Source organism: Tropicibacter alexandrii, from assembly GCF_003667315.2.
Taxonomy (GTDB): domain Bacteria; phylum Pseudomonadota; class Alphaproteobacteria; order Rhodobacterales; family Rhodobacteraceae; genus Tropicibacter; species Tropicibacter alexandrii.
The window spans coordinates 51,105-66,140 of the sequence record NZ_RCTZ02000003.1; the positions used below are offsets into that span (position 1 = coordinate 51,105).

Genomic DNA, 15,036 nt, shown 5'->3' on the forward strand with positions numbered 1-15,036 from the left:
GCACATGCGCCGGAATTTCGAGCAGCGGATAGGGCCAGAAACGTCATCCCTATATGTCCAGACTGTCGGTGACGCAAAGGCATCTGACCGCCGTCAAAGCACTATTCTTGCGTTTGTCCAAGGGCTTGTGCCCCGGAATGGCGCGGTGCCCGGTGCGGGCGTGCGAGCCGGTGTGGCTGCGTTGCGGGAAAAACCGTTGATCCAATGCCTGTTTTCCGGTCGGATCAAGGCAGGATGCCCGGAACGAGGCATCACACCACAGACAACACGGGAGCCGAAGGTATGACGATCAGGACGAAAATGACGGGCGCAGCGGCGCTGGCGCTGGTGGCGGGCATGGCGCAGGCGGGCAGCCATGGGGGCGAGATCACCGTGGCCTATTTCCTCGAATGGCCGATGCCGTTCGAATACGCCAAGGCCGAAGGCATGTATGACGAGGCGATGGGCGTCACGGTGAACTGGGTCAGCTTCGACACCGGCACCGCGATGAGTGCGGCGATGGCCTCGGGCGATGTGCATCTGAGCGTGTCACAGGGCGTGCCGCCTTTCGTCGTGGCGACCAGCGCCGGGCAGGATCTTCAGATCCTCGACGTCGCGGTCAGCTATTCCGACAATGACAACTGCGTCGTGCGCGAAGACCTCGAAATCGACAAGGACAGCGCGGGCGAGCTGGCGGGCAAGAAGGTCGCCGTGCCGCTAGGCACCGCCGCGCATTACGGGTTCCTCAAGCAGATGAGCCATTTCGGCGTCGACATCTCGACCATGGAAATCGTCGACATGGCGCCGCCGGATGGTGCGGCGGCGATTGCGCAAGGCTCCGTTGACATGGCCTGCGGCTGGGGCGGTAGCTTGCGCCGTATGAAAGAGCACGGCAACGTGCTGCTGACCGGTGCCGAAAAGGAAGAACTGGGCATTCTGGTCTTCGACGTGACCTCCGGCCCGGCGGGCTGGGTGGCCGAGAATTCTGACTTGGTCACCGCCTTCCTCAAGGTGACCGCCGAGGCGAACGCCATGTGGGCCGATGAGGCCAACCATGAAAAGATGCTGCCGGTGATCGCCAAGGATGCGGGCATGGATCTGGAAGCCACGCGCGCGACGATCTCGACCTTTGTCTTCCCGACGGTCGAGGACCAACTGTCGGCCAAATGGCTGGGCGGCGGCGCGCAGGAGTTCATGAAGGGCGTGGCGGATGTGTTCGTCGAGGCCGGGTCGATCGACGCGGCGCTGGACAGCTATGCCGATAACGTCAACACCGGGCCGCTGACGGCAGCCGCCGAGTGACCTGCCCGCCCGGGGGCGCGACCTTTCCCCCGGGCGGCCAAAAATCTTCGAAGATCTTTGCAAGGCTCTTCCAAGGGCCTTGCAAGCCCGGATCGTGCGGGAAGGACGACTTCAAGACATGACGACACGTGGATTAACCATCGAAAACCTCTCGATGCGGTTCGATCTGCCGAATGGCGGCTCGGTGCAGGCGCTCAAGGATGTCTCTTTGCATCTGGGCGAGGGCGAATTGCTCAGCGTGCTCGGGCCCTCGGGCTGCGGCAAGACGACTTTGCTGAACATCGTGGCCGGTTTTCTGGCCCCGACCGAGGGGCGGCTGGTGCTCAATGGCCACCCGGTCAAGGGGCCGGACGCCGAACGCGGCATGGTGTTTCAGCAGGGTGCGCTGTTCGAATGGATGGATGTGCGCGCCAATGTCAGCTTTGGTCCCCGCATGGCGGGACGCAGCGAACGGGACTGGGCCGAACATGTGGACCACCTGCTGGACGTGGTCGGGCTGCGGGATTTCAAATCCAAGGCGGTCTACGAGCTGTCCGGCGGCATGCAGCAGCGCGTGGCTTTGGCGCGCTGTCTGGCCAATGATCCCGACGTGATCCTGATGGACGAACCGCTCGGCGCGCTGGACGCGCTGACCCGGGAAAAGATGCAAAGCCTCGTGCTGAAGCTGTGGAAAGAGACCGGCAAGACGATCATCCTGATCACCCACTCGGTCGAAGAGGCGCTGCTGTTGGGCGAGCGTCTGCTGGTGATGGCGCCGCGTCCGGGACGTATACACAAGGAATACAGGCTGCCCTTTGCCGATCTGGGTGTCGGGCAGGACCTGCGCGAGGTCAAGAAGCACCCGGACTTTGCCGTCAAACGCGAGGAAATCCTGTCGATGATCTGGGACATGGAAGAAGAAATCATGGGCCGGGCAGAGGAGGCCTGAGATGATCGTATTCCTGTTGTATGCAGTTATTTTCGTCGTCTCCTTTGTCGTCGTGAAGTTCGTGGCGACCAAGGCCGCGACCGATTTCACCTCGCTCAAGACGGTGACCTTTGGCGACGAAAGCGCGGTGCGGCCGAACCGGATCGCCAGCGTCATCTCCGTCCTGACGATCTTTCTCCTGTGGGGGGCGTTCACCGGGTCAAAACTGGTGCCGGGCTTCCTTCATGCGCCGGGGCCATTCATGGGGGATGCGGTCTTCACCTACACTGCCGAGGCGGATGGCCAGCGCGACGATGCCACCGTGACGGTGCGGGTCTTCGAGGTCGGCACCGATGTCGATGCACCCGAGGTCGAGCCGGGCGATGGCTGGGCCAAGAATGACAGCGACACGGTCGGCGCGTGGCGGTCTGGCCTGATCCGGGTGGATCGGAACGACGAGTTGGGCCGCGACGACGGCCACACCGTGGTTGCCGTGAACGGCCAACCGATCGCGCCGGGCGGGTCCGTGCAGACGGAATTCGGTCGGGTCGGCATGTCGCCCAAGGGTACGCTGAATTTCGAGCCAGCCAAGGGCTGGCAGATGGAGCCGATCTGGCTACCGCCCCCCGAAGCGGTCTGGTCCCGTCTGAACGAAATCGCCAGCGATGGGTATCGTGACAGCACCCTGTGGGAGCATCTGGGCTGGTCCCTGTTCCGGGTGATCGTCGGCTTCGCATTCGGTGCGCTGGTGGGCATTCCGCTGGGCTACGCGATGGGGCTGAGCAACTGGTTCCGAGGCTGGTTCGACCCGATCGTCGAGTTCATGCGCCCGGTGCCGCCCTTGGCCCTGATCCCGCTGGTGATCATCTGGGCGGGCATCGGCGAGACCGGCAAGATCATCCTGCTGTTCCTCGCGGCGCTGTGGATCATGGCCATCGCGGCCCGCGCGGGCGTGTCGGGCGTGGCCATTTCAAAGGTGCACGCGGCCTATTCGCTGGGCGCGAGCAAATGGCAGATCATGCGCCATGTCATCGTGCCGAACTCGCTGCCGGAGATCTTCACCGGTGCGCGTGTGGCGATGGGGGTCTGCTGGGGCACGGTCGTCGCGGCCGAACTGGTGGCCGCCGAAAAGGGGGCGGGCATGATGATCATGGTCGCGTCGAAGTTTCAGCTGACCGATATCGTGATCATGGGGATCATCCTGATCGGGGTGATCGGCTTTGGCATCGATATCCTGATGCGGCTGGCCGAAAAGGCGCTGGTGCCTTGGAAGGGGCGCGTCTGATCCCGAAGGCGCGCGGGGCGCATCGGCCCCGCGCTACGACCCGGCGTGTCTGTCCGCCAAGGGGTTAGTCCGCCGAACGCGCCTCGCTGCTCATGCCATCGAGGGATTGCAGCAAGGCGCCGATTTGTGCGTCGAGCCAGATGCGCCCGGCATCGACCTGCGCCACATAGGCATCGAGCAGCGGAGAGACCTGCGGGACGGTCCCCTTGATCTGCGGAGCATAGGCGTAAATGGCCATGCACAGGGCGGCCAGCACGACAACCATGAAAAAGCCCCGCGCAAAGCCGCCGCCGCTCTCGGTCTTGCCCGGGCGTTCGCGTGCCGCGGCGAGCCTGTCTTCTGCTGTGGGGTCCGGGCGCAACTCGCTGCCGCGCAGCGTCTGGTTGATTTCGTCCACATCCGGCAGAAGGTCGCGCCGAGACCCTGCGGCTGCGGCGGCGGCGGCGGCCTCGGCGGCGGCGCGACCGGGATCCTCGGGCGGTTCGACCTCGGTGGGGCGGGGGGTGGCGGGACGCGGGGCATCACCCTCGGGATCCTCGCCGCGCAGGCGTGCCATGCGCTCGCGCGCCTCGCGGGCGCGGCGGGCCTGTTCGTCCTCGTCCGGCTCGGCCAAGCCCAACTCTGGCTGGGTCTCAAGTGTCTCGGCCTGCCGCCTGCGCACTTCGAGGTCGCGTTCCTCGGCGAACAAGGCGGCCATCTGCGGATCGATCTGACGGCGCGGGGTCAAATCTGCCTGTTCCGCAGGATCGACCGCCGCCGGTGCTGGTTCGGGGGTGGGATCCGGCTGCGCCGTATGGGCGGCGTCATCCTCGGGTGTCCAGTCGCGATCCGGCAGCGGCTCGTTCAGCTCTTCGGCCAGATCGGGATCGTCGTCGGGATGCCGCTGATACCAAGTATGCCCGCAACTGGAGCATTGCACGTCGCGCCCGCCCTCCGGGATCACGTCCACGGGCACCTCGTATTGTGCCCCGCAATTCGGGCAGATCAGCCGCATCCTGCTCACGTCGTACTCCTCGCCATCCCCAAGGCTTGTTTTCCACATTAAGCTGCACGAAACACGGCGGAAAGTCCAATTCATAACCGAGCCGGACGTTGCATGCGGGCCTCGGGTCGGGCAAAACGGTGACAGGTAAAACAGGGGCGGGCAGGCCGTGATCGAGCTGGACAATGTGGCCTATTCCTACAGCGGGGATGCGCTTCTGACGGACATGTCGCTGCAACTGGCGCCGGGGGCGTTCCACTTTCTCACCGGACCGTCGGGCGCGGGCAAGACCACCTTTCTGAAACTGTGCTATGGCGCTTTGAAGCCGACCGGCGGACGGGTTCGGATCTTTGATCATGACGTGACCGATATGAGCCGCGACGACGTTGCGATGGCGCGGCGGCGGATCGGGGTGGTGCATCAGGATTGCCAGTTCCTAGATCATCTGCCGGTGGCCGAGAATGTCGCCCTGCCTTTGACCGTGTCCGGGCAGGCCTCGCCGGATCAGGTCGACAACCTCAACGAATTGATGGCTTGGGTTGGCCTGTCGGAGAAATACGACGCGCTGCCACCGGAATTGTCGGGGGGCGAACGGCAACGTGCGGCGCTGGCGCGCGCCCTGATCCTGTCGCCGGATGTCATCCTTGCGGATGAGCCGACGGGAAATGTCGACTGGGAGATGTCGCAGCGTCTTTTGCGCCTGCTGGTCGAATTGAATAAGATGGGCAAGACGGTGATGATCGCGACCCATGACCTGATGCTGATCCGGGCCGCGAAATCCATGGTGCCCGCGCGCATCCTGCGGATCGCGAACCGGACGCTGCAAGCGGCGGGGGCGGATCTGTGAAGCTTCTGGATCAGGCGCGCGCCCTGTTGGCGCAGGATGCGGGCGCGGATCGCGTGGTGCCGCCGACCGGGTTCACTGCGCGGCTGACCGTGCTCACCAGTGCGGCGATGGCCTTTCTGACGATCTTTGCGCTGGCGCTGTCGCTGGCCTCGGGCCGGCTGGCCACCACATGGGGCGAGGAACTGGCGCGCGAGTCGACGCTGCGCATCTCGGCCCCGGCGGACCAGATGGACGCGCAGACGGCGGCGGCGTTGCGCGTGCTGGAACAGACACCGGGCGTCGCCTCTGCCCGGGCGCTGTCGGTCGAGGAACAGCAGGCGCTGCTGGAGCCGTGGTTCGGCCCCGACCTGCCGGTCGAGAGCCTGCCGGTGCCGCAACTGATCGCGGTGATCGAAGGGCCCGAGGGCTATGACAGCGAGGGCCTGCGCCTGCGCCTTCAGGCCGAAGTGCCCGGCGCGGTGCTGGACGAACACACGCGCTGGCGGCGCCCCTTGGCGGCGGCGGCCTCGCGGTTGAAGCTGCTGGGCTGGGTGTCGATCCTGCTGATCGGCGGGGCGACGGCAGGCATGGTGACATTGGCGGCAAACGCGGCGCTGGCCGCGAATGCGCAGGTCATCGCGGTGCTGCGCCTCGTGGGCGCGACGGATGGCTATATCGCGCGCGCCTTCGTGCGGCGCTTTACCATGCGGACCTTGATCGGCGCGGGGGCGGGCACGTTGCTGGGCGTCGTGGCGCTGTTCATCATGCCGGGCGGTGAGGCTGCCGGTGGCTTCCTGACGGGCCTTCGCTTTCAGGGCTGGCACTGGGTCTTGCCGATGATCGTTCCGCCTTTGGCGGCGCTCGTGGCCTTTGTCGCGACGGAACTGGCGGCGCGCCGCGTCTTGGGAGGGTTGGCCTGATGCAATGGCTGAAATCGCTGGTCTTTGTCATTCAGAACGCTGTGGCCATGCTGGTGCTGGGCATCGTCTTTCTGCCTTGGGCGCTGGTTTCGCCGCGCGGGGCGCGGGCGGCCTGCCGGTCATATACCGTCTGGGTGCGCTGGACGGCGCGCTGGATGATCGGCCTGAAAACCGAGGTGCGCGGGCCTGTGCCGCAGGACGAAGTCCTGATTGCCGCCAAACACCAATCCTTTCTCGACATCATGATGATCTTTGGCGAATGCCCCTCGGCCAAGTTCATCATGAAGCGCGAGCTGCTCTGGACGCCGGTCATCGGCCTTTATGCGTGGCGCGTGGGCTGTGTGCCGGTGCATCGTGGCAAGCGCGGGCAGGCCATCGCCAAGATGCTGGAAGATGTCGAAAAGGGCGCCGCCGATCCCGGCCAGCTGATCATCTATCCGCAAGGCACGCGGGTCGCGCCCGGGGTGGTCAAGCCCTACAAGGTCGGCGCGGCGCTGCTGTATGAGCAGACCGGCCAGCCCTGCGTGCCGGCGGCGACGAACTGCGGGGTGTTCTGGCCGCGCAGCGGTATCCTGCGCAAGCCGGGCCTTGCGGTGGTCGAGTTCCTGCCACGGATCGAACCCGGACTGGAACGCGAGGCCTTTCTGAGACGACTGGAGGACGAGGTCGAGGCGGCCTCGAACGCATTGCTGACAGAGGCGGGTTTCGATGCGCAAGCTTGATCTGGAGGCGCTGACCGCGCTCTACGAGGCGCCGGTTCCCTTGTCGCTGGACAAGGTCGCAAACCGTCTGACGCCGTTGTATACGCAATGGATACAGGGCAGCCGCTTCTGTATCCTCTCGACTGTCGGTCGAGAGGGCGTGCACGGCTCGCCGCGTGGCGACGATGGCCCGGTTGTGCGTGTGGCCGATGACCAGACCCTGATGATGCCGGATTGGTGGGGCAATAACCGATTGGATTGCCTCAAGGATATCGTGACGGACGGGCGCGTGGCGGTTTTGTTCCTCGTGCCCGGTTCGACAACGACCGTCCGGGTCAACGGGACGGCGTTTCTGACGGATGACGCGACGCTGCGTGACAGCTTTGCCCGCAAGGACAAACTGCCCAAGACGGTGATCGTGATCGATGTGCACGAAGTGTATACGCAATGTGCCAAGGCGCTGCTGCGTTCGGGCCTGTGGTCGCGCAACGACCGCGACAGCGTCCCCACGGTTGGCCAGATCATGGCCGAGATGACCGATGGCCGCGAGGGTGGCCCGGATTACGACGCAAACTACGTGGAAAGAGCCAAGCCGCGTATGTGGTGATCCAACGCAAACAGGCCCCCGATCGGGGGCCTGTTCGTGTCCTGCATACGGGTCAGGCGTGGATCGCGCCGTCGCCGCAGGCCAGCGCCGCCTCGCGCACCGCCTCGGAAAAGGTCGGGTGGGCGTGGCAGGTCAGCGCGATATCCTCGGCCGAGGCGCCGAATTCCATGCCGACGCAGATCTCGTGGATCAGGTCGCCCGCCGCCGGGCCGATGATATGCGCACCAAGGATGCGGTCGGTCTCCTTGTCGGCCAGAAGCTTGACGAAGCCCTCGCCCTGAAACACGGCCTTCGCCCGGCCATTGCCCATGAACGAGAACTTGCCGACCTTGTAGGCGCGGCCCTCTTCCTTGAGTTGTTCCTCGGTCTTGCCGACGCTCGCCACCTCGGGCGCTGTGTAGATCACGCCCGGGATCACGCCGTAGTTGACGTGGCCATGCTTGCCCGCGATCACCTCGGCGGCGGCCATGCCCTCGTCCTCGGCCTTGTGGGCCAGCATCGGCCCTTCGATGGCGTCGCCGATGGCGTAGATGCCTTTGACGCTGGTGCGCCAATGGTCGTCGGTGGCGATCTGGCCGCGCTTGGTCATCTCGACCCCGAGCGCCTCTAGACCCAAGCCGTCAACGAACGGACGCCGCCCGGTGGCGCACAGCACCACATCGGCCTGCGCCTCGTTCTCGCTGTCATCCTTGCGCGATTTGTAGGTCACGGTGGCCTTGCCGCCCTTGACCGTCACGGCCTGCACGGCGGCGTTCAGAGTGAATTTCAGCCCCTGCTTTTGCAGCAGTTTCTGGAACTGACGCGAGACCTCGGAGTCCATGCCCGGGGTGATGTGGTCGAGGAATTCGATCACCTCGACCTCGGCGCCGAGACGCGCATAGACAGAGCCCATCTCAAGCCCGATCACGCCTGCGCCGATCACGATCATCTTTTTCGGGACCTTGGGCAGGGCGAGCGCGCCGGTGCTGTCCACCACGATGCCCTTGTCATTGTCGACGGTCACATCGGCACCGGGCACGGGCGAGGGTTCGGAGCCGGACGCGATGATGATGTTCTTGGCGTCATAGGTCTCGTCGCCGACCTTGACCTTGCCCGCCTCGGGGATCGACGCCCAGCCCTTGATCCAGTCGACCTTGTTCTTCTTGAACAGGAATTCGATGCCCTTGGTGTTCTGGCCGATTACGTCATCCTTGTAGGACAGCATCTGCTTCCAATCGACCGACGGGGCCTTGCCCTTGAGACCCATCTTGGCAAAGTTGTGCTCGGCCTCGTGCAACTGGTGGCTGGCATGCAGCAGCGCCTTGGACGGGATGCAGCCGACGTTCAGGCAGGTGCCGCCGAGCGTTTCGCGGCCTTCGACACAGGCGGTCTTGAGACCAAGCTGGGCGCAGCGGATGGCGGCGACATAGCCGCCGGGGCCCGCGCCGATGACGATGACGTCATATTGGGACATTTCGGTTCCTTTCCTTTGGCCGGTGCCCGGCCATCAACACGTTTTGGCCCGGAGGGCCGGGTTTGCGGGCTGATCAGACCGGCCAGAGGGCCTTGATCAGGATGAAGACGGTTGCCAGAAATCCGACGAACCAGATCAGCGAGCGCCACGGCGCCCAGCCCAGCACATAGGCCGGGACATAGAGAACCCGCGCGATGAGGAACAGCAGCGAGGCCAGCGCGGTCAGCTCGTTGGCCTTGTCGGCAAAGGTGACGACCAGCGTGCCGATGGCAAAGAGGATGAGCGCCTCGAACTGGTTGTTCATGGTGCGCTGCCAGCGCCCGGCATACCCGGTCAGCTGGCGCGGTTCGTCGCGCGGAGAGGCGGCATATTTGCTGCCCACCTGTTTTTGCGCGGTGACGGAATAGGCGAAGAAGATCAACACCTGCAACAGCGCCGCGAGGGTCAGCATGGTCAATTCGGGTGTCATGCGGTGGCCTTTCCCCGCGTCCACAGGGCGCGGTTTTCCGGTGTCAGGATCTGGGTGCGGCGGTCCATGAACCAAGCGTGACAGGCCTGTTCAGCCTCTGCAAGAGCAGGCGAGCGGCGCCATTCCTCGAGACGCACGCGCAGGCGCGGTGCTTGCAGCAGAAGGCTGTGTTCATCCACGTCATTGCGGTTGGCCTGCCGGTGCCAATGGCTGCCGAGATGGTATTTGGTGCTGTCCTTGCCCTGTCCGTCGCCGCGGTCGTTCTTCATCAGAAAGACGTCCTCTGACTTCACCGCGTAGTGGAACAGGAAGGCGGTCGTGACCTCGCAGGCTTTGCCAAGCGGGCGAAACCGGGCGGATTTGGGTTGGTACAAGGTGGCGTTGCGCAGTTTCTTGCCATCGGGCGAGCGCACTTGCGGGTCATCGACCAAGGGCTCCAGCGGGTTGTGATCGGTGGCACGGGCAAAGCTGGCCACTTTAAACAGGCATTTGAACTTGGTCTCGCCCGGCTCAAGCCCGGGGGCGGCGCGGATGTTGCGTTCGACCACCAGATCGCCGGGGGTCCAGTCGGTGACGCCCGTATCGCCCATGGGCAGCCACGGGATCGGGATCACGTCGGCGTCATGGGTGCGGTTCAACAGGTCGGTCACATCGCCCTCGGGCAGAAATAGGAATTCGTCGCTGTCGATGTGCAGGACATGGGTGATGCCCTCGGCCCGGCAAAGCCGTAACACATGGTCCATTCCAAGGTCCTGCGGCGAGCCGCCCTTGGGCACGGTCTGGCGGATATGGGTGCACAGCCCCATCTCCTGCGCCACGTCCAGCAGCGCGTCCGAGCCATCGGTGCAGTCATTGGTCACGACAATCACCCGGTCAAACATGCCGTGGTGATAGGCGAGCCATTCCAGCACGAAGATCCCTTCGTTGCGCATGCAGGAGGCGAGGGCGGTGGTCACAAATCACATCCGGAATTGCCGCTGCCGACCACAAGAAACTGGTGCGACACATGGTAGGGCGGGGCTGTGCCCCGCCCCCCTGTTCATTACAGATCCATCAACAGGCGACGGGGATCTTCCAGCGCCTCTTTCACACGGACAAGGAACGTCACCGCGCCTTTGCCGTCGACGATGCGGTGATCGTAGGACAGGGCGAGGTACATCATCGGGCGGATCTTGATCTCGCCGTTGATGACCATCGGACGGTCCTGGATCTTGTGCATGCCAAGGATACCGGATTGCGGGGGGTTCAAGATCGGCGAGGACATGAGCGAGCCATAGACGCCACCGTTCGAGATGGTAAAGGTGCCGCCCTGCATTTCCGCCATGGACAGCTTGCCGTCACGGGCGCGCTTGCCCTTTTCGTTGATCGCCTTTTCGATTTCCGCAAAGGACATCGCATCCGCGTCACGGATCACCGGCACGACCAGACCCTGCGGGGTGCCCGCCGCGATGCCCATATGGACGAAGTTCTTGTAGACGATGTCGGTGCCGTCGATCTCGGCATTGACCTCGGGGACCTCCTTCAGCGCGTGGCAGCAGGCCTTGGTGAAGAAGGACATGAAGCCCAGACGCACGCCGTGCTTCTTCTCGAACAGGTCCTTGTATTCGCTGCGCAGCGCCATGACCTCGGTCATGTCCACCTCGTTATAGGTGGTCAGGATCGCGGCGGTGTTCTGCGCGTCCTTCAGGCGGCGGGCGATGGTCTGGCGCAGGCGGGTCATCTTGACCCGTTCCTCGCGGGCGGCGTCATCGGCACTGACGGGCGCGCGCGGGGCCGAGGCCGCGGGCGCGGGGGCAGACGGCTGCGACGCCGCCTTCACCGCGGCGGCCACGTCGGCCTTGGTGGCGCGACCATCCTTGCCCGAGCCGGTGACCTGATCGCGGGAAATGCCCGCTTCGGCCATGGCTTTCTCGGCGGCGGGGCCGTCCTTGATGTCCTTGCCCGGGCCGCCATTGCCGGCGGGCGGCGTTTCGTACTGGGTGTCCTTCGGGGCCGAGGCTGCGGCGCCCTCGCCAGCCGAGATCACCGCCAGCTTGGCATTGGCCTGCACGGTGTCGCCCTCGTTTGCGACGATCTCGGTCAGGGTGCCCGCCGCCGGGGCAGGGACCTCGACCGAGACCTTGTCGGTTTCCAACTCGCACAGCATTTCGTCCTGCGTAACGCTGTCGCCGACCTTCTTGAACCAGGTCGAGACGGTGGCCTCGGACACGGATTCACCCAGCGTCGGCACCATCACGTCGACGGACGCACCGCCCGAAGCGGGCTTGGGCGCCTCTTCCTTCGGCGCTTCGGCCTTTTTCGGGGCGGGAGCGCTGTCGCCTTCGGAGATATTGGCGAGCAGGGCATCGACGCCCACGGTGTCGCCCTCGTTCGCGACGATGTCGGACAGGGTTCCGGCGACGGGCGAGGGGACCTCGACCGTGACCTTGTCTGTTTCCAGCTCGCAGAGCATTTCGTCAACCGCGACGCTGTCGCCCGGCTTCTTGAACCAGGTCGCCACGGTGGCCTCGGTCACGGATTCGCCCAAGGTGGGGACGCGTACTTCGGTCATGTTTTCAGTCCTTTACGATCGTCAGCGCTTCGTCCACGAGCGCCATTTGCTGTGCTTTGTGCTGGCTGGCCAGACCCGTCGCCGGGCTGGCCGAAGTGGCGCGACCGACATAGACCGGCCGCTTGTGGGTGGCGTTGATGCGCCCCAGCACCCATTCGATATTCGGCTCGATGAAGGTCCAGGCGCCCTGGTTCTTGGGCTCTTCCTGGCACCAGATCATCTCGGCCTGCTTGAAGCGTTCCAACTCCTTCACGAGGCTCAGCGCCGGGAAGGGGTAGAACTGTTCGATCCGCAGGAGATAGACATCGTCGATCCCGCGCGCGTCTCGTTCCTCGAGCAGGTCGAAATAGACCTTGCCGGAGCACATGACCACGCGCTTGATCTTGTCATCGCTGACCAGCTGCGTGTCGGAATTGCCGTGCTGCGCATCGTCCCACAAAACGCGGTGGAAGGACGAGCCTTCGGTGAAATCCGCCAGTTCCGAGACGCAGAGCTTGTGACGCAGAAGCGATTTCGGCGTCATCAGCATCAGCGGCTTGCGGTAGGAGCGATGCAACTGGCGGCGCAGGATGTGGAAATAGTTCGCGGGCGTCGAGCAGTTCGCCACGATCCAGTTGTCCTGACCACACATCTGCAAGAAGCGTTCCAAACGCGCCGAGGAGTGTTCCGGCCCCTGACCCTCGAAGCCGTGCGGCATCAGGCAGACGAGGCCGGACATGCGCAACCACTTGGATTCGCCCGAGGAAATGAACTGGTCGAACATGATCTGCGCGCCATTGGCGAAGTCGCCGAACTGCGCTTCCCACAGGGTCAGGGCGTTCGGTTCGGCCAGCGAATAGCCGTATTCGAAACCCAGCACCGCGTATTCCGACAGGGCGCTGTCGATCACCTCGTAGCGGGCCTGCCCCTCGCGGATGTTGTTCAGCGGGTAGTAGCGCTCTTCGGTTTCCTGATCGATGAAGGCCGAGTGGCGTTGGCTGAACGTGCCGCGGGTGCTGTCCTGCCCGGCCAGACGGATCGGGTAGCCCTCAAGCTGCAACGAGCCAAAGGCCAGCGCCTCGCCCGTGGCCCAATCAAAGCCCTTGCCGGTCTCGAACATCTGCGCGCGCGCTTCGACGAGGCGACCCACGGTCTTGTGCAGCGGGAAGCCATCCGGAATGCGGGTCAGCGCGGTGCCGATCTCGCGCGCGGTGTCCTCGGCGATTGCCGTCTTGCCGCGCTGGTACTTGCCCTGCTTCTGCCGATCCAGATGCGACCAGCGGCCATCCAGCCAGTCGGCCTTGTTCGGCTTGTAGGTCTTACCGGCCTCGAATTCCTCGTTCAGGTGGGCCTGAAACGCGGCTTTCATATCCTCGATCTCGCCCTCGGGGATCAGGCCGTCCTTGACAAGCCGTTCCGTATACAGCGTCAGCGTGGTCTTCTGCTTCTTGATCTTGTTGTACATCACCGGGTTGGTGAACATGGGCTCGTCGCCCTCGTTGTGACCAAAACGGCGATAGCAGAACATGTCGATCACGACGTCCTTGCCGAACTTCTGGCGGAACTCGGTCGCGACCTTGGCGGCGTGGACCACGGCCTCGGGGTCGTCACCGTTGACGTGGAAGATCGGTGCCTCGACCACCAGCGCGTTGTCGGTGGGGTAGGGCGAAGAGCGCGAGAAGTGCGGCGCGGTGGTGAAGCCGATCTGGTTGTTCACCACGATATGCATGGTGCCGCCGGTGCGGTGCCCGCGCAGACCGGACAGGGCGAAACATTCCGCGACAACACCCTGACCGGCAAAGGCCGCGTCGCCGTGCAGCAGGATCGGCATGACCTGCGTGCGGTTGGTGTCGTGCATCTGGTCCTGCTTGGCGCGGACTTTGCCCAGAACCACCGGGTTCACCGCCTCGAGGTGCGAGGGGTTGGCGGTCAGCGACAGGTGGACGGTGTTGCCGTCGAATTCGCGGTCCGACGAAGCGCCGAGGTGATATTTCACGTCGCCCGAGCCGTCGACATCCTCGGGCTTGAAGCTGCCCCCCTGGAATTCGTTGAAGATCGCCTTGTAGGGCTTGTTCATCACGTTCGCCAGCACGGACAGACGGCCACGGTGCGGCATGCCGATGACGATTTCCTTGATGCCAAGATTGCCGCCACGCTTGATGATCTGTTCCATCGCGGGGATCAGGCTTTCGCCGCCGTCCAGACCGAAACGCTTGGTGCCCATGTACTTGACATGCAGGAACTTTTCAAAGCCCTCGGCCTCGACCATCTTGTTCAGGATGGCCTTGCGCCCCTCGCGGGTGAACTGGATTTCCTTGCCGAAACCCTCGATCCGTTCCTTCAGCCACGCGGATTGTTCCGGGTCCGAAATGTGCATGTATTGCAGCGCGAAGGTGCCGCAATAGGTGCGCTTGATGATCGACAGGATCTCGCGCAGCGAGGCGATCTGCAGGCCCAGAACGTTGTCGATGAAGATCGGCCGATCCATGTCGGCCTCGGTGAAGCCGTAGGATTTCGGGTCCAGTTCCGGGTGGTTCGACGTGTCGCGCAGACCCAGCGGGTCGAGATCGGCGGCAAGGTGGCCGCGAATACGGTAGGCGCGGATGATCATCAGCGCGCGGATGCTGTCGAGAACGGCGCGCTGGATGGCGCTGTCGGAAACTTCGATCCCCTTGGCGGCGGCCTGTTCCTTGATCTTCTTGCCTGCGCCCTTGGCCTCGGCGGGAACGGCGGGCATCGGCCATTCGCCGGTCAGCGCAGCGGTCAGGTCATCGCTGGGGGCGGGGGGCCAGTCTGCGCGCGCCCAGCTGGGACCCTGCGCCTCGGCCTTCACGTCCATGTCCGCATCGCCCAGTTGGGCGAAGAAGTCCTGCCACGCGGCATCTACGGCATTGGGATCGTTGGCATAGCGGGCATACATCTGTTCGAGGTATTCCGCGTTATGCCCCTGCATGAAGCTGGAGGCGTGGAAAAGGTCGTTGGGGCTTTGGTCGTTCATTCTGTCGTACCTCCACAGAAATTGGGACGATATTCTTTGCCAGACGCTGGCCGGGGCGCGCGTGAAATCGGTCCGGT

13 protein-coding genes are annotated in these 15,036 nt (G+C 64.3%); 7 read left to right on the forward strand and 6 right to left on the reverse strand.

Going from position 1 to position 15,036, the window contains the following annotated elements; all coding sequences use genetic code 11:
- The first annotated feature begins 282 nt into the window (after nucleotides 1-282).
- From D8Z78_RS04600 to D8Z78_RS04610, 3 genes are all read left to right on the forward strand, one after another.
- Nucleotides 283-1,281: a taurine ABC transporter substrate-binding protein gene (locus D8Z78_RS04600; protein ID WP_121631381.1), complete on the forward strand. Its 999-nt coding sequence runs from the start codon at nucleotides 283-285 to the stop codon at nucleotides 1,279-1,281.
- Between the two features lie 118 nt (nucleotides 1,282-1,399).
- Nucleotides 1,400-2,209, forward strand: coding sequence for an ABC transporter ATP-binding protein (locus D8Z78_RS04605; protein ID WP_121631380.1), 810 nt, complete (start codon nucleotides 1,400-1,402; stop codon nucleotides 2,207-2,209).
- 1 nt (nucleotide 2,210) lies between these two features.
- Nucleotides 2,211-3,473 (forward strand): ABC transporter permease, encoded by a 1,263-nt coding sequence (locus tag D8Z78_RS04610; RefSeq protein ID WP_121631379.1) that lies wholly within the window; start codon nucleotides 2,211-2,213, stop codon nucleotides 3,471-3,473.
- Between the two features lie 64 nt (nucleotides 3,474-3,537).
- On the opposite strand, the gene D8Z78_RS04615 is transcribed toward D8Z78_RS04610, so the two are convergent.
- Nucleotides 3,538-4,467, reverse strand: coding sequence for a zinc-ribbon domain-containing protein (locus D8Z78_RS04615; RefSeq protein WP_121631378.1), 930 nt, complete (start codon nucleotides 4,465-4,467; stop codon nucleotides 3,538-3,540).
- Nucleotides 4,468-4,624: 157 nt separating this feature from the next.
- Here D8Z78_RS04615 and D8Z78_RS04620 point away from each other — a divergent pair, with 157 nt between their 5' ends.
- The 4 genes from D8Z78_RS04620 to D8Z78_RS04635 are packed head-to-tail and all read left to right on the forward strand — an operon-like array spanning nucleotide 4,625 to nucleotide 7,509.
- Complete coding sequence (locus D8Z78_RS04620; protein WP_121631377.1) at nucleotides 4,625-5,302, forward strand: cell division ATP-binding protein FtsE; 678 nt, start codon at nucleotides 4,625-4,627, stop codon at nucleotides 5,300-5,302.
- Nucleotides 5,299-6,201, forward strand: a complete 903-nt coding sequence (locus D8Z78_RS04625) for a cell division protein FtsX (protein WP_121631376.1) — start codon at nucleotides 5,299-5,301, stop codon at nucleotides 6,199-6,201. Before D8Z78_RS04620 ends, D8Z78_RS04625 begins: the two co-directional genes overlap by 4 nt.
- Nucleotides 6,201-6,923, forward strand: coding sequence for a lysophospholipid acyltransferase family protein (locus D8Z78_RS04630; protein WP_121631375.1), 723 nt, complete (start codon nucleotides 6,201-6,203; stop codon nucleotides 6,921-6,923). Before D8Z78_RS04625 ends, D8Z78_RS04630 begins: the two co-directional genes overlap by 1 nt.
- The gene (locus D8Z78_RS04635) at nucleotides 6,910-7,509 is read left to right on the forward strand and encodes a pyridoxamine 5'-phosphate oxidase family protein (RefSeq protein ID WP_121631374.1); all 600 of its coding nucleotides are present in this window, start codon (nucleotides 6,910-6,912) and stop codon (nucleotides 7,507-7,509) included. The genes D8Z78_RS04630 and D8Z78_RS04635 overlap by 14 nt, the downstream gene beginning before the upstream one ends.
- A gap of 52 nt (nucleotides 7,510-7,561) precedes the next feature.
- Here D8Z78_RS04635 and lpdA read toward each other — a convergent pair whose 3' ends face one another.
- From lpdA to D8Z78_RS04660, 5 genes are all read right to left on the reverse strand, one after another.
- Nucleotides 7,562-8,962, reverse strand: a complete 1,401-nt coding sequence (lpdA, locus tag D8Z78_RS04640; protein ID WP_121631373.1) for a dihydrolipoyl dehydrogenase — start codon at nucleotides 8,960-8,962, stop codon at nucleotides 7,562-7,564.
- 73 nt (nucleotides 8,963-9,035) lie between these two features.
- Nucleotides 9,036-9,431 (reverse strand): MAPEG family protein, encoded by a 396-nt coding sequence (locus tag D8Z78_RS04645; protein ID WP_121631372.1) that lies wholly within the window; start codon nucleotides 9,429-9,431, stop codon nucleotides 9,036-9,038.
- Nucleotides 9,428-10,387 carry a glycosyltransferase family 2 protein gene (locus D8Z78_RS04650; protein ID WP_121631371.1) on the reverse strand — a complete coding sequence of 320 codons (960 nt, stop codon included), beginning with the start codon at nucleotides 10,385-10,387 and terminating at the stop codon, nucleotides 9,428-9,430. The genes D8Z78_RS04645 and D8Z78_RS04650 overlap by 4 nt, the downstream gene beginning before the upstream one ends.
- A gap of 86 nt (nucleotides 10,388-10,473) precedes the next feature.
- Complete coding sequence (gene odhB, locus D8Z78_RS04655) at nucleotides 10,474-11,982, reverse strand: 2-oxoglutarate dehydrogenase complex dihydrolipoyllysine-residue succinyltransferase (RefSeq protein WP_121631370.1); 1,509 nt, start codon at nucleotides 11,980-11,982, stop codon at nucleotides 10,474-10,476.
- Nucleotides 11,983-11,986: 4 nt separating this feature from the next.
- Nucleotides 11,987-14,959, reverse strand: a complete 2,973-nt coding sequence (locus tag D8Z78_RS04660; RefSeq protein ID WP_121631369.1) for a 2-oxoglutarate dehydrogenase E1 component — start codon at nucleotides 14,957-14,959, stop codon at nucleotides 11,987-11,989.
- Between the last annotated feature and the right edge of the window lie 77 nt (nucleotides 14,960-15,036).

Excerpts from the sequence above, each read along its gene's own strand:
- D8Z78_RS04600 (WP_121631381.1), top strand. The coding sequence starts at position 283 with ATGACGATCAGGACGAAAATGACGGGCGCAGCGGCGCTGGCGCTGGTG.
- D8Z78_RS04605 (WP_121631380.1), top strand. The coding sequence starts at position 1,400 with ATGACGACACGTGGATTAACCATCGAAAACCTCTCGATGCGGTTCGAT.
- D8Z78_RS04610 (WP_121631379.1), top strand. The coding sequence starts at position 2,211 with ATGATCGTATTCCTGTTGTATGCAGTTATTTTCGTCGTCTCCTTTGTC.
- D8Z78_RS04615 (WP_121631378.1), bottom strand. The coding sequence starts at position 4,467 with ATGCGGCTGATCTGCCCGAATTGCGGGGCACAATACGAGGTGCCCGTG.
- D8Z78_RS04630 (WP_121631375.1), top strand. The coding sequence starts at position 6,201 with ATGCAATGGCTGAAATCGCTGGTCTTTGTCATTCAGAACGCTGTGGCC.
- D8Z78_RS04635 (WP_121631374.1), top strand. The coding sequence starts at position 6,910 with ATGCGCAAGCTTGATCTGGAGGCGCTGACCGCGCTCTACGAGGCGCCG.
- lpdA (WP_121631373.1), bottom strand. The coding sequence starts at position 8,962 with ATGTCCCAATATGACGTCATCGTCATCGGCGCGGGCCCCGGCGGCTAT.
- D8Z78_RS04645 (WP_121631372.1), bottom strand. The coding sequence starts at position 9,431 with ATGACACCCGAATTGACCATGCTGACCCTCGCGGCGCTGTTGCAGGTG.
- odhB (WP_121631370.1), bottom strand. The coding sequence starts at position 11,982 with ATGACCGAAGTACGCGTCCCCACCTTGGGCGAATCCGTGACCGAGGCC.
- D8Z78_RS04660 (WP_121631369.1), bottom strand. The coding sequence starts at position 14,959 with ATGAACGACCAAAGCCCCAACGACCTTTTCCACGCCTCCAGCTTCATG.